The organism is Amycolatopsis roodepoortensis, from assembly GCF_024628825.1.
Lineage (GTDB): Bacteria > Actinomycetota > Actinomycetes > Mycobacteriales > Pseudonocardiaceae > Amycolatopsis > Amycolatopsis roodepoortensis.
Genome location: NZ_CP102415.1, coordinates 275286 through 296700, shown reverse-complemented (window position 1 = coordinate 296700; position 21415 = coordinate 275286). Strand labels below are relative to the sequence as shown.

28 protein-coding genes are annotated in these 21415 nt (G+C 68.0%); 25 read left to right on the top strand and 3 right to left on the bottom strand.

Annotated features, from left to right (window positions below):
• Positions 1 to 100 precede the first annotated feature (100 nt).
• The 18 genes from NQK81_RS01325 to NQK81_RS01240 all read left to right on the top strand — a co-directional run bounded on the left by NQK81_RS01325 (position 101) and on the right by NQK81_RS01240 (position 11714).
• A complete protein-coding gene (locus NQK81_RS01325; RefSeq protein ID WP_257486654.1) occupies positions 101 to 601 on the top strand; it encodes a hypothetical protein in 501 nt (166 codons plus the stop codon).
• Between the two features lie 184 nt (positions 602 to 785).
• Positions 786 to 1046, top strand: a complete 261-nt coding sequence (locus tag NQK81_RS01320) for a hypothetical protein (protein WP_257486653.1) — start codon at positions 786 to 788, stop codon at positions 1044 to 1046.
• A complete protein-coding gene (locus NQK81_RS01315; RefSeq protein ID WP_257486652.1) occupies positions 1043 to 1927 on the top strand; it encodes a Rossmann-fold NAD(P)-binding domain-containing protein in 885 nt (294 codons plus the stop codon). Before NQK81_RS01320 ends, NQK81_RS01315 begins: the two co-directional genes overlap by 4 nt.
• Positions 1928 to 2057: 130 nt before the next feature.
• On the top strand, positions 2058 to 2519 hold the full coding sequence (locus NQK81_RS01310; protein WP_257486651.1) for a hypothetical protein: 462 nt from the start codon (positions 2058 to 2060) through the stop codon (positions 2517 to 2519).
• A 59-nt stretch (positions 2520 to 2578) separates the two neighbouring features.
• Positions 2579 to 2803, top strand: coding sequence for a hypothetical protein (locus NQK81_RS01305; protein WP_257486650.1), 225 nt, complete (start codon positions 2579 to 2581; stop codon positions 2801 to 2803).
• A 137-nt stretch (positions 2804 to 2940) separates the two neighbouring features.
• Complete coding sequence (locus tag NQK81_RS01300; protein ID WP_257486649.1) at positions 2941 to 3141, top strand: hypothetical protein; 201 nt, start codon at positions 2941 to 2943, stop codon at positions 3139 to 3141.
• A gap of 160 nt (positions 3142 to 3301) precedes the next feature.
• Complete coding sequence (locus NQK81_RS01295; RefSeq protein ID WP_257486648.1) at positions 3302 to 3496, top strand: hypothetical protein; 195 nt, start codon at positions 3302 to 3304, stop codon at positions 3494 to 3496.
• 84 nt (positions 3497 to 3580) lie between these two features.
• On the top strand, positions 3581 to 3946 hold the full coding sequence (locus NQK81_RS01290; RefSeq protein WP_257486647.1) for an SLOG family protein: 366 nt from the start codon (positions 3581 to 3583) through the stop codon (positions 3944 to 3946).
• Positions 3947 to 4008: 62 nt separating this feature from the next.
• Complete coding sequence (locus NQK81_RS01285) at positions 4009 to 4482, top strand: hypothetical protein (protein ID WP_257486646.1); 474 nt, start codon at positions 4009 to 4011, stop codon at positions 4480 to 4482.
• A gap of 199 nt (positions 4483 to 4681) precedes the next feature.
• Positions 4682 to 5413: a hypothetical protein gene (locus NQK81_RS01280; RefSeq protein ID WP_257486645.1), complete on the top strand. Its 732-nt coding sequence runs from the start codon at positions 4682 to 4684 to the stop codon at positions 5411 to 5413.
• Positions 5414 to 5489: 76 nt separating this feature from the next.
• A complete protein-coding gene (locus NQK81_RS01275) occupies positions 5490 to 6032 on the top strand; it encodes a hypothetical protein (RefSeq protein ID WP_257486644.1) in 543 nt (180 codons plus the stop codon).
• A 45-nt stretch (positions 6033 to 6077) separates the two neighbouring features.
• On the top strand, positions 6078 to 7070 hold the full coding sequence (locus NQK81_RS01270; RefSeq protein ID WP_257486643.1) for a bifunctional DNA primase/polymerase: 993 nt from the start codon (positions 6078 to 6080) through the stop codon (positions 7068 to 7070).
• Between the two features lie 103 nt (positions 7071 to 7173).
• On the top strand, positions 7174 to 8142 hold the full coding sequence (locus NQK81_RS01265; protein WP_257486642.1) for a hypothetical protein: 969 nt from the start codon (positions 7174 to 7176) through the stop codon (positions 8140 to 8142).
• Between the two features lie 308 nt (positions 8143 to 8450).
• Positions 8451 to 8936 (top strand): single-stranded DNA-binding protein, encoded by a 486-nt coding sequence (locus tag NQK81_RS01260; RefSeq protein ID WP_257486641.1) that lies wholly within the window; start codon positions 8451 to 8453, stop codon positions 8934 to 8936.
• A 628-nt stretch (positions 8937 to 9564) separates the two neighbouring features.
• A complete protein-coding gene (locus NQK81_RS01255) occupies positions 9565 to 10002 on the top strand; it encodes a hypothetical protein (protein WP_257486640.1) in 438 nt (145 codons plus the stop codon).
• Between the two features lie 135 nt (positions 10003 to 10137).
• A complete protein-coding gene (locus tag NQK81_RS01250) occupies positions 10138 to 10491 on the top strand; it encodes a hypothetical protein (RefSeq protein ID WP_257486639.1) in 354 nt (117 codons plus the stop codon).
• Between the two features lie 103 nt (positions 10492 to 10594).
• A complete protein-coding gene (locus NQK81_RS01245; RefSeq protein WP_257486638.1) occupies positions 10595 to 11521 on the top strand; it encodes a DNA-processing protein DprA in 927 nt (308 codons plus the stop codon).
• 46 nt (positions 11522 to 11567) lie between these two features.
• Positions 11568 to 11714, top strand: a complete 147-nt coding sequence (locus tag NQK81_RS01240) for a hypothetical protein (RefSeq protein ID WP_257486637.1) — start codon at positions 11568 to 11570, stop codon at positions 11712 to 11714.
• Between the two features lie 483 nt (positions 11715 to 12197).
• Here the strand turns inward: NQK81_RS01240 and NQK81_RS01235 are convergent, their stop codons facing one another.
• Positions 12198 to 12458 carry a hypothetical protein gene (locus NQK81_RS01235; RefSeq protein ID WP_257486636.1) on the bottom strand — a complete coding sequence of 87 codons (261 nt, stop codon included), beginning with the start codon at positions 12456 to 12458 and terminating at the stop codon, positions 12198 to 12200.
• A gap of 243 nt (positions 12459 to 12701) precedes the next feature.
• On the opposite strand from NQK81_RS01235, the gene NQK81_RS01230 reads away from it, so the two are divergent.
• Positions 12702 to 13307 (top strand): hypothetical protein, encoded by a 606-nt coding sequence (locus NQK81_RS01230; protein WP_257486635.1) that lies wholly within the window; start codon positions 12702 to 12704, stop codon positions 13305 to 13307.
• A 362-nt stretch (positions 13308 to 13669) separates the two neighbouring features.
• The gene (gene ybiA, locus NQK81_RS01225) at positions 13670 to 14125 is read left to right on the top strand and encodes a riboflavin biosynthesis intermediates N-glycosidase (RefSeq protein WP_257486634.1); all 456 of its coding nucleotides are present in this window, start codon (positions 13670 to 13672) and stop codon (positions 14123 to 14125) included.
• 434 nt (positions 14126 to 14559) lie between these two features.
• On the opposite strand, the gene NQK81_RS01220 is transcribed toward ybiA, so the two are convergent.
• Positions 14560 to 15389 (bottom strand): IS5 family transposase gene (locus NQK81_RS01220; RefSeq protein ID WP_371878847.1). Its coding sequence is split into 2 segments (ribosomal slippage): positions 14560 to 15038 and positions 15038 to 15389, totalling 831 coding nucleotides; the frame shifts between segments, so codons are not numbered across the junction.
• Between the two features lie 460 nt (positions 15390 to 15849).
• On the opposite strand from NQK81_RS01220, the gene NQK81_RS01215 reads away from it, so the two are divergent.
• The gene (locus tag NQK81_RS01215) at positions 15850 to 16113 is read left to right on the top strand and encodes a hypothetical protein (RefSeq protein ID WP_257486632.1); all 264 of its coding nucleotides are present in this window, start codon (positions 15850 to 15852) and stop codon (positions 16111 to 16113) included.
• 137 nt (positions 16114 to 16250) lie between these two features.
• A complete protein-coding gene (locus NQK81_RS01210; protein ID WP_257486631.1) occupies positions 16251 to 16709 on the top strand; it encodes a hypothetical protein in 459 nt (152 codons plus the stop codon).
• 58 nt (positions 16710 to 16767) lie between these two features.
• On the opposite strand, the gene NQK81_RS01205 is transcribed toward NQK81_RS01210, so the two are convergent.
• Positions 16768 to 17322 (bottom strand): hypothetical protein, encoded by a 555-nt coding sequence (locus NQK81_RS01205; RefSeq protein WP_257486630.1) that lies wholly within the window; start codon positions 17320 to 17322, stop codon positions 16768 to 16770.
• A gap of 622 nt (positions 17323 to 17944) precedes the next feature.
• On the opposite strand from NQK81_RS01205, the gene NQK81_RS01200 reads away from it, so the two are divergent.
• From NQK81_RS01200 to NQK81_RS01190, 3 genes are all read left to right on the top strand, one after another.
• The gene (locus NQK81_RS01200) at positions 17945 to 19138 is read left to right on the top strand and encodes a hypothetical protein (RefSeq protein ID WP_257486629.1); all 1194 of its coding nucleotides are present in this window, start codon (positions 17945 to 17947) and stop codon (positions 19136 to 19138) included.
• 587 nt (positions 19139 to 19725) lie between these two features.
• Complete coding sequence (locus tag NQK81_RS01195; protein ID WP_257486628.1) at positions 19726 to 21123, top strand: hypothetical protein; 1398 nt, start codon at positions 19726 to 19728, stop codon at positions 21121 to 21123.
• A 74-nt stretch (positions 21124 to 21197) separates the two neighbouring features.
• A complete protein-coding gene (locus tag NQK81_RS01190; RefSeq protein WP_257486627.1) occupies positions 21198 to 21413 on the top strand; it encodes a hypothetical protein in 216 nt (71 codons plus the stop codon).
• The last annotated feature ends 2 nt before the right edge of the window (positions 21414 to 21415 follow it).

Sequence of the window (21415 nt, the reverse complement as noted above, 5' to 3'; positions counted from 1 at the left end):
TCCCTCCCTCACTTCCCCACCCGACAAGCGACCGCGGCGAACCCGCGAATAAGCCCCGCCGCGCCGCCCCCTTCACAACACAGTGCAGAAGGTGAAATCCGTGATCCCCCAACAACCCTCCGACGGCGAAGCCTCGCCGCGGACTCAGGACCGCGCGCCGTTCGGCAACGCGTCCGGCCAGGAGCAGCCCGCGCAGATCAGCGCTGCCCCGGATCGGGCCAGGTCGCTGCCGCCCGTCCCGCCCCCCGTGGTCGGCCCGGCGGCGCGCTTGGCGTCCAGCCCGCATGTCGAGGTAGCGAAAATCAGCCAGCTCAACGATTTGCTGACCTGGTACGTCGGCGACGGCAACCTGCGCTATGGCAACACCGTCAGCAACGGCCAGCACGACAACCGCCGCCGGGCCGGTTTCGCGGCCATCGCGGTCGTCGCCCACGCCGTCGGCACCGGCTCGCTGAGCCGGTACCACGACGAGGACCCGGGAACTGTCATCAGCGACGTCCTCGGCAATCTGCGGCACCTGGCCGATTCCCTCGACCTGGACTACGACGACCTCGACCGCCGGGGCCTTTCGAGCTACGCACACGAGATCTACGGCCTCTAGGCCGCTCGCCCGGCGAGTGGAAGCTGGTGCTGCTCCGCCGGCGGTGGACCGCGACGACCATGCGCGACCAGCCGCGTGGGGGCAAGCCCAAGAACGGGGCTTGCCCCCACGCGCCCGGTCGCGCCGAACGGGCCGCGCTCCACCGCCGGCGGAGCAGCACCCACGACGCGAGGAGAACAGTCCAATGTGGAATGAAATCGGGGGTACGGCAATCTTGCTGGCCATGATCGTGGGCGGAGTCTTCTTTCTGTATGCCGCGCCGACGCTCGTCGACGCGATCTCCGACCGCATCCGCTACGGCACCCAGCCCCCGGCCGACGACATGGACGAGGACGAGGCAGAACCTGAGGAAGCTCCGGCAACGAAGACCACGGTCACACCCGTCGCCGCGCCCAAGACGGCCTCGCCTGCCATCAAGTCCGGCGGAACCAAGGCGGCGGCGTGACCAACCCGATCACTCTCGTCCTGAACCATCCCCACCCGCTGGCACAGAACCTGAGCAGCGCCCAAACGGTGGCCAAGGCCGCGGACGAGGCCATCCGCCACGCCTTCTTACTGCAGATCGCCTACTGGGTGTCCGGGCCGTTTCCCGACGCCACCGAACTGATCGTGTCCGTGGGCGACACCAGCGGGGAGCTCGCCCTCACCGCGATCAGGGACGCGACAGGCGGCTATCTGTGGACCAACGACGGAGGCGTGTGCGACTGCCCCAGCGACTACCGCACCGCCGACGATGCCTGCCTGGACCAGGTGATCGACGAGATCAACCTGGAGCTGGACAGCGTGATCGAAGGCGTAGATCCGCGCATCGCCTGGGACAAGGTCGACGACATCCTCTACCGCGTCCAGCTGCCCACGTCCGCGGACATCGACCGGCTGGAGCGCGGCGAGCCACTCACCGCGGACGTCGTGCTCGCCGTCATCGCCCGCGAACTCGAGGCCCTGGCACGTCTGCGGGTCGTGCTCGGCCAGCGACGCCCTGCCCTGGATACCGGCCGCGCCGACCGGGGCGAGGGCGCTGCCGTGCTGCTCCGTGACATGTCGGCCGCCTTGGACGAGCCGGAGCGCTCGACAGTCGAGCAGCCCCGGCTGCGTCTGGAGATAGTGGTCGATCGCAACCCCGACTCGGGAACAGAGGTCGCCGCTTTCATCAACGGCACCCGGTTCACCGCGGATGTCACCGTCGTCGATCCCGGCGCCCAGCGGCAGACGCTCCGCGCCTGGCGCGAGCTCTGCGGGAGCGCGGTCTATTCGGCAAGCCCTGCCGCCGCAGACCAGATCCGCGCCTTTTTCGACAGCTACGTGGGTAGCGAGTTCGTCAGCTGAGCCCGGTGCGGTGGTGGCCACGCCCCGCCCTATCGGACGGGAGCGGGGCGTGGCCACCACGGCACCTCGCACGCGAAGCCCCGGCCAGTGCTGGGTGATGAACAGCAGAAATCGAGCGGAAGGAGCCCGCATGGGCTACACACTGCAGGTCCAGAACGCCCCCGCCGACGAGGACACGACCCGCATCGAGCGCGGGTTCACCCTCGGCACGGCTCGTCTGTGCGAGGCGATGGTCGCCCTGGGCATGGCACACCCGAGCCCGGTCCCGGACTTCCCCGACAGCGACCACCTTGCCGCCGCCGACTTCGACGGCGAACAGCCGGTCACCGACCGCGCCCGGGACTACCTGCGGGCCCTGGCCGCGCTCCAGGTCGACCACGGCACCCACGGCGCCAACCGGCGCTGGGGAATTCCCACCCACAAGGTCTCCAGCGGCGACGGCTGGTACGTCACCGCCGACGAGTGCAACGAGGCTCTGTCCGCCTACGAGAACGCCCGGGTCGTCGGCGCTCCGCACCCGGACGCCTTCGCCGACGACGTCGTTCCGTTCCTGCGCAAAGCCGCCCGCTTCGGCGGGTTCCGCGTCCACTGACGCCTTTTCCCATCACCCATTGCAGCCTAGGTTGCCTGATCTCCCGAGAGGAGGTTCCCGTGTCCGAGCTCGCCCCTGAGCACCTCATCTACGACCCGGCCGAGGTGTTCACCGAGGTGTTCAGCAACCCCGTCCTGGCCTGCGACATGGCAGACGTGCTGGATTGCCGCGAGGTGAACTCCCTGGTCGGGTTTCTGGAAGACCAGGGCAGATCCGGCATCGCCAGAGTCTGGCTTGCCCGTCACCTCAGCGACTGCGACGACCCGCCGCGGCACCTGCACTGACGGCGCGGCACCAGCAAACCGAAGGCCCGCACCGGCCCCGCCGCAGAGCTCGGTCCGGGCCTTCCGCCTGTTCCGCTGCCGGCTGTTCGGCCCGCCAGACGTACCGCACAGCCCCCGATCCACGTGAGGCCGCCGCTGTGAAAGACCAGCATCTCGAAAAGCTGGGCAAGTTCCTGATCAAACTGGCGATCTCCATCTGCCTGACACTGCTGCCTCTCGCCGTGGCCGCTCTGTTCGACGACCGCATCGGCTGGGGAACCGTGACCGGCTGCGCGGTCGCGGCAAGCGCGGCCTTCAGCCGCGTGCACGTCCTCATCACCAGGGACCCGCCCAACTGACTCCAGCGCGCAGGTTCCCGTCTCACGGGGCCGCGCACCCATTCCACGCGCCGGACTCGGTTTCCGCCACGGAGCCCGGCCCGGGTCTTCGTCATGCCCAGTTCCTGCTGCGCGGCTCGCCGATCCAGCCACGCAGCACCGACCGAAGAGAGCCTTCAACGTGAAGAACGACTTCACCGAGTTCCTGATCAAGCTCGGGGTCGGGCTGGCGATCGCCGCCGCCCTCGCCGTGCCCATTGACTGGGCAGTCTCCCTGTTCGGAGGCGACATCAGCTGGTGGACCGCGTTCGGGATCGCAGTATTCATCGTCTTCGGCGGCGTGCTGTTCCTCAGCCTTGACGACTGGGCTCAATGACCCGACCGCCCTGCTCGCCGCACCCAGCCGCGTAACTGCCTTTGTCCCCCAGTCCCTGGCTCGTCCTCTCATAGGAGGTACCTCGTGGCAACATGGTCCTACCGCCGGGTTCTGATCACCGGCTCGCAGCTCTGGACCGACACCCGCATCATCCGCGACGCGCTCGCCGAGGTCTGGCATCCCGACACGATCCTGATGTCCGGCGCGTGCCCTCGTGGCGCCGACAAGTTGTGCGAGGACTGCTGGGAGCACTGGGGCGGCACGGTCCAGCGGTTCCCCGCCGAGTGGATCCAGGACGGCCAATTCCGGCGTTCCGCCGGATTCCGCCGCAACGAGGGGATGGTGCAGACCGCCATCGACCTCGGCGCCGGACGGTGCCTCGCCTTCATCCTCGACGACTCCCCCGGATCCACCCACGCTTCCGATCTCGCCCGCAGCGGCGGGATCTGAACCACCATCCATCGCGCCGTGACTCCACCGAGGCGCCAGACAGCAGAGACGGTGAGCGCGGCATGAGCGACCACAAGATCATTACCGCGAGCGACAAGTACTGCGCGGCGAAGGACGCGGTCGACACGGCACGTGCTCGTCGTAGCGAACTGTACGACGAGGCCGAGGAGACCCTCGACTTCAGCACAGCCGACGAGTTCCGAGGCGAAGACCTGTTCAAAGCGATGGACAGCGCCCTCGGCCACGCGGACACGTTGCTGGCACTCCTGGGTTTCGGAGACACGGACACAGGCGCGAGCACACTCACTGCGCTCGTCGGCTTCGAGAAGATATTCGACGACCTGGCGACGGATCTCGGCCGGCATGTCCTGTGCCCGCCGGTCAACACGATCGCTGCGATGTACGCGGAACAGGGAAACATCGAGGCCGCGCAGGCCTGGCTGAACAGCCACTACGACGACTGTGACGACGTCGAACCTCACCCGACCTACGACGCCGGACTGGAGAGACGACCGAACGGACACGAGAGAGGCTGACCATCCACATCGGACACCTTGTGATCAGCGCCGAACCCGAAGCATGGCCTGTCGTCTCGGCGTGCACTGCGGACACCGGCCAACTCTTGGCGCGGCCGACGTAATCGAATGAATGTTTCACCTCGGCCCGGCTGGGCGCGCGGCTCATCCCTGGGCCGAATCGCTCCGGCCGGGCCGTCGTGTATGCCCGGAGGGAATCATGAGCACCACGCAGACCATCGCCGTCCCCGCCGACGAGCCCACCGCCGTGACAGTGCGGGTGTTCCACAACAACCGCCGGTATCGGCACGAGTTCACGCGCGGCCTTGAGCCTGGCGACACGGTCACCGAAGTCTTCGTCTACACCGTCCGCCTCCGGCGCTTTATGCACGAGCACGAGCTAGCGGACGAGGCGGTCCAGCTGTGCAGCGACGACTCCTGCCTCAGGACCCTAGACCGGCGGGCGGCGGACTATTCCGCCCGCGGAAACCGGCCGTTGCTGACTGGCGACGTCATCGCCATCGACGGCCGGTTCCACGCTTACAACCCATTTGGCTGGCACGAACTGCCCGCGCCTCCGCCGCTCGAGCAGGTGACCCGCTCCGGCACCAGGCCCTTGTACCGGCTCCCGGGTGGTTGGGACGATGACCTGACAGCCCGGCTTCAGGAATCGGGTGATGAGAACGGCATGTTCCAGTCACTCAGCCGCGCCGACGTCGTGGTGAGCAAGCCCAAGTTGGTGTGGATTCCGTTCATTATTCGATCTTCGCTCATCACTGTGACCGTCGCCGGACACCGTTACGAGGTCCGGACTCAACGAAGCTGGCTGCTCGGTGACGGCGCCGAGGTACGCGTCGCGCAGCAGCCTCTGGTCGAGCTGAAGTCCAGTGATGTCGAGCAGGCCATCACAGCACTGCTGGATGTGCTCAACACGAACCCGCCTGTGAGCTGACGGGGTGGGGCGGTGGCCGATGCGCCACCGCTCCACACCCCGCGTGCCGGATTCGCCCACCCCGTCTGGAGGTCCCGTGTCGCCTGAATTCGTCTGGCCGTTCCCTCGTTTCTGCTGGGTCACCCCATATGACTGGTCCCGCAGCTATCTGCTGCCTGAACAGGTCGCCACCAACATCCCGCGCCGCGGTTCCCTCGGCGGCTACGGCGCCCACAACTGGGCCCGCGGACACCTGATCGAGCTGTACCGGCGCTTGGGCGGCACCCCGATCTCCGTGCACTACCGCGAACTGCTGACCCGCCACCCCAGCGAGGACCCCGAGCGAGTCCCCGCTCACCTGCCGGTCGGCGGTGAGGTCACCGCGTGCCTGCTTGATCCCGATGGCCAGCTGATCACGGTGGTCTCGCGGGTCGAAGGAGCCGAGCACGGGCCGCGGGGCGACTACTGGGAGGTGACCGTCAACGGTGAGATCCCGGCCGACGAGGACCCCCGACTGAACGGCCGCTTCGCCTACCCGCCGTCGCTGCCGTTCCTGGCGTTCCTGGTGCAGCAGCACCTGCGCACCGTCGAGCGCCGCCCGCTCGCACCCATCATCCCGATTCGCCGGAAAACCGCCTGACCTGGGCGGATAGGCACGCTACCTTGGAAGCAAGGAGAGATGACCATGACCGCACCACCACGAACCCATGGGACGGTTCGCCGACACACCACCCGGGGCCGCACCTGGCGGCGCCGCCCCGCGCCGCGCCTGATGGGTGTCGCGCTCGCGGCCGCCCGCCAGGGCCTGTACGTGTTCCCGCTCTGGCCGCACTCCAAAGTGCCGTGCCTGCACGGAAAACGCGCCTGCACCGGTACGGGTGGGTGCGCCGACGGGCACCTGGGCTGGGAACAGCGCGCCACCACCGAACCGGACCTGATCCGCTACTGGTGGGGTGCCTCCCCGACCAGCAACGTCGGCATCGCCTGCGGCCCGTCCAACCTGTACGTACTCGACCTCGACCCCGCCCACGGCAGAGAACCGCCCCCGGAGTGGGCCGGCGCCCGGCACGGCCGCGACGTCCTCGCCCGCCTCGCCGAGCGGGCCGGACAGCCCTACCCCGGCAACACCTACACCGGCCGCAGCCCCTCGCCGAGCGACCATCTCTACTTCCGGGTCAGGGAGGACAGCACGCTGCGCAACACCGCGGGAAAGGCCGGGTGGAGAATCGACAGCCGCGGACGTGGCGGATTCATCGTCGCGCCCGGCTCTGTCCGCCGCGACGGCATCTACACCGTCGCACACCGGGCCCCCATCGCCCCTCTTCCCGAGTGGCTGATCCCGCACTTCACCCCACCACCGCGACCGGAACCTGAACCGATCGACTTCGGTGACGTCCAACCCCTGCCGGACAAGCGCCGCCAGCGCTACCTCGACACGGTCGCCGCCACCGTCGCCAACGCCGCGCCGCATACCGCGCACGACACCCTCAACAGGGCCGCGTTCGGGCTCGGCCGTCTGATCGCCGGGCGCGAGTTCACCGACGACGAAGCCCGCGCCACGCTGCACATCGCCGCGCAGAAGCGCCAGATACCCACCTACGAAGCCGACTCCACGATCAGCGACGGCCTGGAGGCTGGCGCGCGCTACCCACGCAGGCTGGCCGACCGCGCCGCGTAGGCCCTCTCCCACGGGACCTGCCATCGCGAAGCCCTCGCGGTGGCAGGTCCCGTGGTCCCCTGTGTGCCCGCTCAGCGGGCCTTCCGCGTCACGGAGCCCCGCAATGTCCTATCTCCACGCCACTGTTCCCGCTAGCACCACCAGTGAGCTGGCACCCGTTCACCAGCCCGGCGAGCCCACCGCGGCGACCCTGTCCCGCGCGATCGTCGCGCACCTGGCACCCCAGGCATGGATACCGCAGCTGGGCTGGGAGACCAACGGGGTGACCGCGGCCGCGCGGATCACCCTCGCCGCGGCCGGTGCCCGCGTGCCGACCGTCCTGTCCTGGCGGGCCGGACAGTTCACCTTGAGCATCGACGGCCGCCGCGACCCGCTGCGCCACTCCGGCCTCGCTCACCGCGCCGATCACCTGGCCACCCTCGTCAGTGACATCACTATGTCCACTGTGGAGCATCTGGAGGAGCAGCACGTCGCCGAGCGGCTGGCCGCCACGATCGCCTACGCCGGGATCTACGCCGCGGGCGAGCGGGCCGGTGCCGATCGGGACCTGCTGCCCTACCAGTGCGCGCAGTGCGGCGACGCCGACTTCACCGCCGCCGCCGGCGGGCCGACCCACCTGGAAGATCACCGGTGCCCGGTCTGCCGCGGCACCGCCCCACAGCCCGAGCCGCCAGTCCCCGCACCGGCCCGGCGGCAACCCCGACGGCGCCGTCCGCGCCCGGTGCAGGAAGCGTTGCTGGACACCCAAGCAGTACCGGCGTCGAAGAATCAGCCGCACAGTGGCCCGCTGGCCGACTGGCCGCAGCATCGGCTGTTGCAGCAGATCACGCGGAATCGGTTCGCCATCTGGCGCGGCGACCTGTACGAGCTTGTCGCCGACGGGCGCAACCACCGTGCTGTCCGACCCGACCCGCGCGACGCGGAGCTGATCAGCCAACTGCGCCGTGCCGGGCTGGTCTGCGTCGGGTTGTGGCTCTTCGCCGACGTCGACGGCGACAGTCGCGAGACCCATCGGCTCGATCTGACCCGCGACGGGTGGAGGGTGTTGCGGCGTTGGCGTGCCTTGTGTTAGTTGTCGTCCCGGTTATCCGGGACGACAACTAACCCGAGCGAGGGCTGGGGTGGTGGTGGTGGGGGCATGTGGGTTCGGCCCGAGGGGGCTGTCGATCCGCTACAAGCAAATCAGGTGAGGGCTGGGACGACGATGAACCCGGCCAAAAGCAGGCCGGAACCCCCGCCATCCCAGCCCTCACCTGATACGAGCTCCGCAGATCGACAGCCCCCTCGGGCCGAACCCACTCGATGAAGTGCCAGCGGGTGAACAAGGACCGGAACGGGTTGTCGGTGACCTGATCACCGATCTGCAAGGGAGTTCTCGCCATGGCTGGAGAGACCGTTCTTACCGTAATCGGCAACCTCACGTCCGACCCGGAGCTTCGCTTCACCCCGTCCGGAGCGGCGGTTGCGAACTTCACGGTCGCCTCGACCCCGCGCACGCTGGACAAGCAGTCCGGCGAGTGGAAGGACGGCGACACCCTGTACATGCGCTGCGCGCTCTGGCGCCTGGCAGGAGAGAACGCCGCCGAGTCACTCACCCGCGGCGCTCGGGTCATCGTGCACGGGCGACTGAAGCAGCGGTCGTACGAGACCAAGGAAGGCGAGAAGCGCACCGTCGTCGAACTCGACGTCGACGAGATCGGCCCGTCGCTGAAGTACGCCACCGCGAAGGTCAACAAGGTCTCCCGCAGCAAGAGCCCCGAAGGCGGCAGCCAGGGCTACGGCGGCGGCGCACCCGCCGAAGGCCCCTGGGGTTCGGCTCCCCCTGCCAGTGGCGGTGGCGACTTCGGCGACGAGCCCCCGTTCTGAGCTGCCCCGCAGCGAATCGGGCCCGGACGAGGATCGTCCGGGCCCGATTCGGCTCGCGACCCGAGCTACTCCGCACAGTTCCGCTCAAGGAGGAATCGGTTTGCTTTCGAGCGCGAACATCCCTGCTGACACCTCAGCCAGCGTCCCAGAGCAAATCGCCGTGTCAGCCCGGTCAACGGGCTGCTCGCCATTAACCAGCCGGACGCTGAAGGGCACCGAGTTGCGGCGCAGGGAGACACTCGTCCACCGGCACGGCAACGCCGATGCTCGCGGGGGCACCGGCGAGTGGATCAACCCCGGCCAGACGGTGATCGAGCTACCCGGCTGGACATGGGCGGTCCCACGCCCCGAGGACTGTCCTAACACGACATCCAACAGGGACTGGCACTGGTACGACAGGGAAGGCCGTCGCCTCCTTAGCCATCCGGGGGCGAAACCCCGTCGAGCCTTCGTTCTGTTGTGCGCACTGTGCGGCCTGGAAGCCGCACAGTGCGCACCCAGGCCTGCCGCACCATTCCATACGCCCGGGGAGAGGCCGCCGCACGATCACGCGGGCGGCCCTCACTGGTCCACCACGTGAGTGTCTCCGCATTCGCACTGCACAAAACCGACCGAGGGAGATCAGACAATGACCCCCGTCGCCGACTTCACTCCGGACCACGACCCCACCGCGGACGAACTCCGCACGCGGCTGGAAACCCTGCTCCAGAACGGCACGGCGTACCGCGATCTGGTTCGCGATCGCGCCATCCAGGGCTACCACGACATCGAATGGGACCTGGACCAGCTCAACGCCGCCCTGCGGGAACTCGGCTTGCAGCCGCACGAGCCCGGGGCCGTCACCCAAGCCGATCTCGACATCAAGCTGACCATCATGGCCGACGTAGCCGACAAGGGCGGCTGGGCGGCGGCGATGCAGCACCTGAACACGCCGGAGGGCCGCCAGGTCCTGCGCACCGCCATCGACCAAGCCCTCAAGACACTGAACGGAACGGAGCCCGCTCTCAGGGTTTTCGGCGCGGTTAACTCCGTGTCGCTCGGACCGGTCAGCATGCGGACCGTCTGACACGCCCTGAGACAAGAGCCACGGTGCCATGCACCGCCGTACCCCACAGCAAACCCATGTGCCTGGCGCGAGCACGACCTACGCCGGGCACATGGGTTTGTTCATCGCGCAATCCATTGCCGGAAGGTGTCCGTGATGACGAACGACATCGATCTGCTGAAAGCCCAGATCGCCGCACACCACGCGGCGGACGCCGAGTTCCGCCGCCGGGTCCGCCAGCTGGCGACACGTCAGTGGCTCGACGGCGACTGGTGCGTGGCGGGGATCCAGTACGTCCTCACAGAGCTCGACCTTCCGCCGATGACCCTGGCTGTGGAAGGAGAAGTGCTGATCAGGGTCAGGATCGACGGAGTCAACGGCGTGGCCGACGACGAGGAGGCCCAGGCTCGCGTAGCCGCGGCGCTGTCCGTCACCTGCACGGATCCCGGCATCACCTGGTCGGTAGACCTCGTCGAGCCCTACCTCACCGCCGAACCCGTCGGCGACTGACCGACCTTGCTGACCCTCCTGCGCCGCCGCGTCCTGCAATCGCGCGCCGAAAGGCAGTCCTGACCACTCTTGACCACCTCTCACGTGCACCAAAGGGATCTGAATGAGCGATTTCACGGCGGACAAGATCGCCCGCGCGTACCTGATGCGGGTCGCCGAACCACCCGCGCCCGCGCTGGCCACTTTCGTCAGCCAGCACGGCCCCATCGAGGCCGCGGAACGAGTCAAACGCGGCGCGTGTCCACAACCAGTGCTAGCGGAAGTCACCGGGCGGCTGGACGGCGACCGGGCCGCGCACGATCTGGAACAGGCCGCTGCCGGCGGAACCCGCCTGGTCACCCCGGAAGACACCGAGTGGCCCGCAGGTCCGCTCAGCGACCTCGCCGGTGTCCAGGCCAGCGGATTCCCCGCAATGGCGCCGCCGCTGGGATTGTGGGTTCGCGGACCGGCCCGGCTCAACGAAGCAGCGGAGCGAGCGATCTCGATCGTCGGATCCCGCGCATCAACCGGCTACGGCGAATATCACGCGTCCGAGTTCGCCTATGACCTGGCGGGCCACGGAATCTCGATCGTGGCCGGCGCGTCGTACGGCATCGACGGCTCGGCCCACCGCGGCGCGCTCCACGCGAACGGTACGACCGTGGCCGTGCTCGGCTGCGCGATCGACCAAATCTATCCGGCCGGACACGCGCACCTGCTGCGTAGTATCGCCGCGTCCGGTGCGCTCGTCAGCGAGTACTCGCCCGGCACGGTGCCCGGGATCCGGCGCTTCGCCGCGCGAAGCAGGATCGTTGCGGCTCTCACCGCCGGAACGGTCGTGGTGGAGGCCGGACGGCACAGCGGCACCCGGGAGACCGTCTCCGCGGCGGAGATCCTCGGCCGAACACTTATGGCAATGCCCGGACCCGTGTCCTCAGCGTTGTCCTACGGCTGCCACGCCCTGATCGGCTCTGGAGACGCCACCCTCGTCGCCTCCGTCGACGACATCCTCCACACCACAGGACTCGGCGAGCCATCGACCACGACCTGAGCTGCGTTCTCCAGATCGACGGCCCCTCGGGCCGGACCCGCTCTAGATGATCACGACTGTTGACGACCTGGTCAGAAACTCAGAAGGGCTGAACGTGTACGCGAACATCGACGACATCATTCCCTCGCTCTCCATCGACTACGACAACTACAGGCCCGTTGGCCCGCGCGGTGGAGGCATCGAACTCGCATGACGAGCCCGTTGTCGTCGTCTACATCTGATCCGCGGCCCGTAGGTCAGGGCAACCCTGGTGCGGGTTGGCTCCGGGGCACCGTGCGACCACGGACGGCGCGTGGGACGGCGAGCTGCGGATCTCGCACGCCGGGACACTGTCAAGATCGTTCTCCGCAGGTCCTGTTCTGCTTTCTCTCTTACCTTTGGGCGGATCCGCTGCGGCAGGCGAACCAGCGCACCTCATCGGACTGAAACCGCGCCTGCCTGCCGCGAGGACTGGGTGAAGGGGGTTGGGCATGTGGGTTCGGGCCGGGGGGCTGTTGATCCGCTACAAGCAAATCAGGTGAGGGCTGGGACGACGATGAACCCGGCCAAAAGCAGGCCGGAACCCCCGCCATCCCAGCCCTCACCTGAGGCGCCTTCCGCAGATCGACAGCCCCCTCGGGCCGAACCCACTCGACGACCTGTCGAAATACGACAGGGCTCGCTGACGCCGGCTGACTCAGCCAACTTCGGGTACGTCGATCTGCTCAGGTATCCGGCTATATCCCAAGGAGTCCAGATGATCGTGTGCGCCGGTGCTGGCGAAGCGCCCGTCACCGTCACCACCAAGTACGTCCAGCTCGATGAGCGCGGCAATGTGCTCGCCGTCACGAACGAACTCGGTGCAAGGCAGCTGGGATACATGGAGACTCGCGAGTTCGGGAAGTGCCCCGGTTGCCCGGTCGAGTTCGAGCTCTTCGGCGGCCGAATCCGGTTTCACCACAAACTCTCCTAACCTCCACCCGGCAAGGACCACCTGGCGGAGCGGGCGCGCGCCGACCCCCCACGGTGCCGCCGCCTGCTCACCCCTCGGCCGGGCGTACCCGCCTTCCCCAGCGGGCACGCCCGGCCGAGACCTATCCCGAGGCTAAGTCCCCGATTCACGAACCGGAAGGCCACCCTGCTTATGTTCTCGTTCTTGCGATTTCGTCGTACACGTGCCACACAGTCGCCCGATACGACGTTGGTACTCCACACGAAGCCCGTAGCGCGGAACACGCTGGCGATCGAGATCTCCCGCAAACAGCTGCGCCTGATCGAGTCGATCCAGGAAAAGGCCTGGCGGGCTGGGTCTCCGAAACCTGATGAGGAAAGCCCGGTACCCGCGATGATGCGCGCCTTCCACATGCGTGTCGGTGCGGAGGAGGCCGTGGCGAAGATTGCCGGACGAGAAATGGACGGTATCCCATTCTTCGAACACGAAATCGACTCCGTCGCATCCGCGATTCAGACCCTCAATCGTGAGGATCCCTTCCCGGTCGCGGTTGACCTCCGCAATGCCTTCCTGGCCGACCTTCACAGGCGCCTCGGTTACGCCCGGACCGTGCGATTCGTCGGGGAGAACCTGCCGGTATTTGACCACGAACGACTACCAGTCGTCGACAACATCGTTGAGATCAGGGACAAGGACCCGGAGGTAGAGGATACGCGCGCTGCGGACGGGGACGCCGAAGACGACGAGGGCGAGTACGACGACGAGTACGAAGAGGACGGGCACGAGGCCTGCTGGGGAATTCATCGCCGTGCCCACGACGGCGAACACATCGACTGCCTCGGGAAGTTGATCTAGTCGCGCCAGAGTCACGCTTTCAGGCCCAGACCCAGGCCCGGCCTCATCGACGTGCCGCCGATCGACGACATCCCTGCCGGCACCGCCGGGCATGAACCCGGCCGTCGGTCACGGCGCTGTCGCCACCGCCGGTCATCACTGTTCGTTGCCTGGCCAAATCATGCCAACCGGCGGAGCAGAGCGCGCGCCGACACACCGCGGCGCTGCGCCTGCTCACCCGCCTGCCCTCGGAACGCCGCACTGTGCCTTGCTCGGGGTGGGGTGTCAAGCACACAACGCTGGACACCCCACCCCGAGCAAGGCGCCGACCAGTGCGTTCCGACGACCGTCGGGACGCGATGAGTTCGGCGAAGGGGTCGTCAATGACTCGAATCGAGGAATTCCGCGGCCGGTACGCGTTCTTAAGCAACTTCTACCCGCTCGCGCAGCCGATCCGGGGAGCACGCGGGGTCCTCTACTGGACAGCGGAAGCGGCGTTCCAAGGCGGCAAGACCGACGACCTGAGACAGCGGGCCCGGATCGCCGCAGCGCTCACACCGAAGGAAGCGAAGCAACTAGGACGGAGGGTCCGCTTGATTCCCGGATGGAACGAGAAGCGCCACGGGGTGATGCGTGCGGTCTTGAGGGCGAAGTTCACCGACCCCGGCCTCGCGGAGATGCTGGTGGCCACCGGCGACGCCGTCTTGGTAGAGGGAAATACGTGGCATGACAACGATTGGGGCGATTGCCGGTGTGGTCGGCCGGCGTGCGCCGAACCCGGCAAGAACTGGTTGGGGCTCTACCTGATGGAACTACGCGCCGAACTCGCCCGCGGATGAAAGCCACCGTGCCGGGCGACGCTTGACGATCGCTTCTGAGCGCCCGCACTGCCCCTGTGCCTGGTCGACTCGACGTCGGCCAGGCACACCTAGATCACCCGCAGGACCGGCTAGCCGAAGTGTATGTCACGAGGCGAGTTGGCGGCCATAGCCGCAGGCGTCCCCAGCCGGTCCTGCGGGCCCTCACTGTCCATCCGGTACCCGGGGACGGCTCATTCCATCTGGCGGAGCAGAGGCGCGCGCCGCGCCCACGGCGCAACTGCCCGCTCATCCTCGGCCGGGCGTGCCGCCACGCGCGCCCGGCCGAGGCCCCCTCGGCTCATCTCTCCGCTTCGGTCCCGCAGGACGCCGCGACCGCGTGCTGTACCACGGCCTCGCCCGGTGTTCGTCGAGCGAGGCCGTTCCCGAATACCAACCCCAGTTAAGAGCTTGTCTCACGTGGTGAGTTTGCGGAGTTTCTTGTGGCAGGTGAGGCTGGCTCCGAGGATGAGGAAGGCGAGGAAGTGTTCGGCTTTGCGTTCGTAGCGCAGGGTCAGGCGCCGGTATCCGGTGAACCAGGCCATGGTTCGTTCGATCACCCAGCGGTGTTTGCCGAGCTTGTCTTTGGATTCGATGCCTTTGCGGGCGATGCGGACCTTGATGCCGCGATCGCGGACCCAGCGTCGCAGGTCGGGCTGATCGTAGGCCTTGTCGGCGTGCAATTTGGCCGGCTTGCGACGCCGCGGACCACGACGGGAGCGGATCGCCGGGATCGCCTTCACCAGTGGCTTGAGTGCGTGGCTGTCGTGGGTGTTGGCGGCGGAGACCGCGACGGTGAGCGGCAGCCCGGCGCGGTCGGACAGGGCGTGGATCTTCGAGCCGGGTTTGCCGCGGTCGACCGGGCTGGGACCGGTCAGAGATCCCCCTTTTTCGAGCGTACGCAGGCTCCGTCCACGATCGCGCGGCTCCAGTCGATGTGGCCCTGGCTGCCGAGTTCGTCCAAGAGTGCGTGGTGCAAGTTCCGCCACAGACCGGCTTGGGTCCACTGGCCGAAGCGGCGGTGCGCGGTCTGGAACGGCACCCCGAACGACGGTGGCAGATCCCGCCACGCACAACCGCTGGTCAGCACGTACACAATCGCCGTGAACACCGCACGAGCGTCCACCGGGGCAGTGCCGCCGCCCTGCGGACGCGGCTCGAACACCGGGATCAACGGCTCAACCAGATTCCACAGCTCATCCGGCACCAACCGCAACGACAACCGATCAACCACGGCAAAGATCATCGCGCATCAGCGACCGATCGCCACGTAAGACACGCTCTAAGGGAGGTCCTCTCACCGTGTTCCGTCAACTCGAACCCGGCACCGACTTTTTCGATCTCCAGGTCGACTACGGCGGTCTGCGCTATGAGATGTTCTTCGGAGATGGTGCGAAGTGTCCACTCCCCAGCAGTCCCCCGTCTTCCTCATACGGCGCCGGCAAGTGTGGATGCCCGTCGTGCGCGAGCGAAGGCTGGTATGCACAGTCCCCGTTCTGCAAGTACTGGCGAGTGTGGTGCGACGTGTGCGACGGCCTGCGAACCTGGATCGACCACCCCACTGCCCGGCGCGACCCCTGCGAATTGTGTGCCGAGTGCTGGCGCGACGACGTCGCCTGGTTCCGATACGCGTTGCGCAGCCCCCGCGCCGCCGCGCGGCAACTCCGCAACGCTGCCGCGTCCCGAACCAAACCTCAGGAGGCCCGGTGACCAAATCCGATACCCCGGATGCCGACCGGGCGCGGCAATGGCTTCGCTCCGCACAGCGAGCCTTGGCTGGAGCCGTCTCTATGATCCCAGTCGGAACGGTCGCCGGCTTTCTGCTTCCCGCTAACCCGGTCGCCGACTTCCTTCTTGTCGTCACCATGGTCTCTGTACTGGCAGGACTGTCGGCCCACATCGGCTACCGATGCGGTCAGCTCGACATCCTGGCCGAGTCGCGGCCGACCGACGGGCAGAAGCAGCGATGACCGTCCCCGCCAACCGCCCGACCCGGTCCCCCCCGAGCCGAGCCGTTTCCGGACCGGGGGCGTCACGGCACCGGCATCCTGCCCAAGCCGGGAATCTCAGCAGACCAGGACGCCGTCCTGGTCTATCCTCGGACGACATGAGGCCCACCAGTTTCGTCGTCTTCCTCCGCTTGATCGGCGCAGGCGGCGTCGGCGCAGGCGTCGGCGCCGCCGTGGCAGGGCTGCTCGCCCTGGTCACCGGCCGAGTGCTGGTCCCGGGCAGCCCGTGGATCGGCGCCCTGCCAGTGCTGGCCGTGTTCGGCGCCGCGATGGGTGTCGGCGTCGCCAGGCTGACCAGATTCTGGCTGCTGCCCAGGGTCGCCAGCCGGCGGCTGCTCTGGGGTGCGGTGACCGGAGCTGTCGTCGTGCCGCTGGCCATGGCCTTCGGCCAGCTCGGCGACCTAATCAACGTCGGCCTGCTCCTGATGCTGGCGGGCGGGTTTACCACGGTGGTGCCGTGGTTCCGCTGGTTGCAGGCACCACGGACCGCGCCGGGCGCACGGGCACGGACCGCCGACGCGCCAACGCCGCGGGCGGTTTTGAGCCGGACACGCTGATCTCCACCTGAACGACGGGGAGGGGCGGACTCGCACGAGTCCGCCCCTCCCCGTCGTACTAGGCACTGTCCGAGGCCGGTGGGGGCGCGTCGTCGTCCACTCCGCGTGTCGAGCTCAGGCTTCCGGTATGTGTGGCGGCGGGAACGGTCTCGTCGCGCTGGTCCTGTTCCTCGCGGTCGCCTGGCGGAGCGCCGTTGCCTGTTTGTGCCAGGGCCGCCCGGGCTTTCCGGCCCGCCGCGATCAGCGCACGCGCCGCCTTCTCGCCCTTTCCCAGCAACTCGCCGACCTGCTCAATCGTACGGTCAGCCTCGTGCATTGCCAGGGCCGCCATGGCCTGTACCGCTTCCTGGTCGGCCACCCGCTCGTCTCGTTCCTTCCGCAGCCGCGTGATCGCGCGTTCATGCGGCGCGGCCCGCCGCTGGCATTCCCTCGCAGCTTCGTCGATCTCGCCGTCGGCGTCGAAGTAGACCTCCAATGCCTTCTGGACCGCTTCGTCCTTCGCACGTTGTTCCGCCTGCTGCTCGGCGTCGCGCTGCCGCGCCGCCTCCAGTTTCAGGCTGACTTTGGTTGAGCGCCGCACGCGACGGCGCTTCGTCTTCGTCGACTCGGTCACGTTCCTTACCTCCCCTTGTGCCTGTCAGGTCTCCTTCACGCCACCATACGTAAAGAGGCAACTGAGATGGACACATATTCGGGGCGGTGACTGCTCATCAAAGGCAGGCCCCGGCCAGCTCCGTTGCCGAGGCAAGGAAGCGAGACGCACGAAAAAAGGCGTGTCCCGGCCCGAGGGCAAGGACACGCCTTGAGTGTGCCGACACATAAGTCCCGAAGCACGGGACTCACCGCCGGAGCGGATTCGCCAAAACTGCGACAGCACGGGTGCCGGGGCGGGGCCAAAGCGTAAGGCCGAACCGGCGAACTCAGTCTAGCCGATCTGCCGCGGTTGCGGCACCGCCGCGCGCAGAAGAGAGGTGATGGGCCGTCGACCGGCCTGGGGTGCGCCAGAGCCTCCCGTGGCGGAGCCGGCTTGTCCAGCGAAACCCGCGCTGGACAAGCCGCCACCGCCACGGCGATCGCGCTCCGCCCCCAGACCTGGGGGCCACCGGCCAACGGCCGGTCGTGGCGCAGCCAGGAGGCCCATCCACCCCATGGAAACCAAGACCAGCCCTGTCCGGAAACCCCCGCACATCGAGGTTGACCCAGTCACATGCACCCTCACCTGGGGGGAGCACACCGTGCCGTGGTTCGGCCCGACCGGTGTCGTCGACTACGCCGCCGCCACCGGCCCCAGCGCGGAGGAGTCACAGCAGGGTGACCGCGACGACGCCGGGCTGGAGCTGTCCTACGGAGACCCGCTCATCGTGCGGCCTGAACTCAACGCGGTCCTCTACCGGGTCGGCAGCCTGCTCCACGTCGCTCCGATCCGCGACGGTCACGTCGAGTTCGACGAGGCGCGGATGGTTGATTGGGCAACCGCCGGTCCCCGCCTCGAACAGTTCCGGGTCATCGAGCACAACCTCACCGAGTGCAGCCCGCTGCCGACGCTGGACCCGTCGCTGCACGTCGTGCAGGTCGAGGCCACCGGGCGAATAACGCTGTCGCATCTGGTGGCCGACACCGACGGGAGCCCGGTCATCGGCCCGGTCACCCACCACTACGCGCCCTATCTCATCGACGAGGAGCAGGAGGACGCCGCCCGGCACGGCCTTCCCGCGATTGCCGGACTGTGGCAGGAGCGCATGGGCGCGAAGGGCGACCAGGGCGGCTGGGAGATCGCGCCGCCGTCCCAGGCTCTGACTCTGGCGGCCGCCGGATTCACCGTCATCGGCGCCGCGGCGGAACGGCCCGGCCTGGACGCCGCGTTCCGTTTCCACGCCGGGCAGCAGTGGGTGCCCGGCTGGTACGGCGGCACCCGCCTGCTTGCCCTGGCACGATTCCGGCGCGGCACCGTCGTCCGTGACCTGGACTACGACTACCACGAGCCCGGAAGCCGCCCAGTCACCGTGTTCGACGACCCGGATGTGTACGTCATGCGAGGACCGACCGACGTCGAGACCCGCCCCCATGGCGAATCCGTCAACCTCAGGATCGCCGTCAGCCACTGGGCCCAGTCCACGTTCGTCGAGGCGGGCAAGGTCGCGATACAGGAGCCGGTCCTGATCGAAGGCTCGTTGCCGGCCGTCGACCACCTAGTGACCTGGGCGGCCAATTGCCGCCGATGCGGCGTGCCGTTGCACAGCGGCGCCGTCGGTCGCTACGACTTCATTCCCTACGTCCACGACTTGCACCCCGACGACTGGAAGGACCCGTGCCCCGCGCACCCGGCATCCGATCGTCGTCGCCCGCACGCCCCGGTCTGCCGGGTGATCGAACGTCCCCAGGAGGAGACGCCCGGCCTGCCCGCCGAGGACCTGGTGGTTCCCTTCTGAGCCACAGGCCGCGGTCGCCATCCCCCGGCACTCCGGGCGACTGTGGCACTGCCGCCGTCCCGCACGGCCCGTCCTGACGGGATCCGCGGGCGGACGGCCAGCCGGGTGGGACCGGCGACCCGGCCGCCGGTCCCACCCGCGACTGCATCCCCCGGCCTGGCCGGCGTACGGCGCCTCACCCAGGTGCACTGGGTGGTCACCGGGCCCCCCTGGCCTCGATCGTCTTATGTTGGGGTAGCCGCCTCAAGGAACCTCCGAAAACATTTTGACTCCGCAAGCTCCGCCAAAATCTTTTCGGAGAACCCTTGACCCGTCTACCCCAACACAAGTGATGGCAGGGACAGGGGGAACGGGGAGGAAAGGGCAGCAATCAGTAAGTGCATATCAATTCGCGCGGTGCACTCGCCTTTTTGGCACGGAAAACCCCTGGTCAAGAGCGTGAGTCGCGGGGGAAAGTTACGAAAAATACGCCATCGGAAAGCGCCTTTTTCTTGAAAAGTAGCGCTTTGGGCACTAAGCTTAAAAGCGTACGAAAGACCGGGAACGCCAAACCCGGTAGGTGGAAAAAAGTAGTGGGGAATCATTCAATGTCTGTTGTTTACTCCGTTCCGGAGAACCTTGTCGAGCTGACCAAGCTTGTGGAAGCGGGGGATCTTCCCGCCGCTAAGAAGCTGGGAAAGACTCTTCTCAACAAAGCCGACATGCGCGCGCTTTGGCTGATCGCCAGGATTGCGAAACTGCTGGAGAACCGACCGCACGGCGCCGTTGACCTGCTGCGCGCATGGTGGGAAAGCGCTCCCACCGAGGCCGACCGCGCGATCATCGCCGCGTGTGCGCCCAAGGACGGCGAGCAGCGCCACCGCCCGCAGGCCAGCAACGACCGCGCGCCCCGCTGGAATGGCCGCAACAACTACCAGGCCCCCAGCACCGTACAGACCCGCCGCCAGGACGCCGCCGACCTTCGCACCCGACGCAGGGCACGCCAGGAAGCCGCCGACGCCGCCGCCTTCCGCCGCTATAAGGGTGAGCGCGGCGGAGTCGCCGACGGCCCCCAACTCGACACCCGCGAGGACCGCGAGCGCGCCGAACAGGTCTACGCCTCCGGATTCGACTACGACCGCGCCGCCCTCCACGGCACCGACGTGCCTTTTCGGTGCCTGTCGTGCTCAATCAGCCGCAGCCGCTACGACCTGAACCGTGACCGCATCAAGGCCGGACACGGAGACGACGGACTGTGCGGAGAGTGCCGGGAAAGGGGATACCCCGGCATTCCCGAACTCGCGAACGGGCACAGCGTCGCCGACGCGGTCAACGCACGATGCGCATTCTTGTGCGCCGAGCTGGGCGCAGTCGCCGCGCGGGTCGCCTTGCAAACCGAATGGAAGCAGGCGAAGGGACGAGGCGCGATCCAGGCCGCCATTTCCGATTACGCCTTCACTCACTTCCCCGCCAAGGACGCGGACGAGTTGCCCGCCGCAACGGCCGGTGTTGCCCCGTGTACCGGGTGCCCGGAAGCACGCACAGCCCATGACCTACGCGCAGTGGGCGAAGACGACGGATTGTGCGCCGAGTGCCGCGCCGCCGACGCCGAGAACGCCGCCGCCAACGCGGTAGCCGACGAAGTGGCCGCCCATAGGGCAGCCGCACGGGCAGCCGTCGCCAGGGCCGCCGCAGACGATGCCGCCGCCAAGTACGAGGCCGCCGACGCCGCCCATGACGCCGCCATGGCCGCAGTCTTTGCCGCACCAGACGAAGACCTGGCCGAGGCCGAGGCCGACGCAGACGCCGCCGCAATCGCCGTAGCGGAGGCCGAAGCCGCCGCACTCAGGGCCGCCGACGCCGCCGAAGACGCCCGCATCGAGGCCGAGGAGGCAGCCGTCAAGGCCGCCGACACGGAAGCCGCCGCAATGCTCGCCGAGATAGACGAGATGGACGCCGCCGAAATCGCGGCCGCCGCTCAGGTCGCCGAGTCCGCCGCAGCGTAGCCCCACGCCGGGGGGTCCGCCGGGCGCGGACCCCCCGCCCACTCTGTTCCCGAGTTCACCGAAAGGAAGACCTCATGAGCACCGTTCACAACAACATTACCGGCAACGTCACCAGCGGACGCATCGTGCAGTGTGGTGACGAAGAGTCCGGCGACGTTCACAACAGCATCACCGGATCGGTCACAAGCGGAACCGTCATCCAGTGCGGCAACATCGGCGGTGTGGACCTGAGCGCGTTCCGTCGCGACAGCGGCCCCACGGGCGACCAGCCGCGCGGAGACGCGGACTAGCC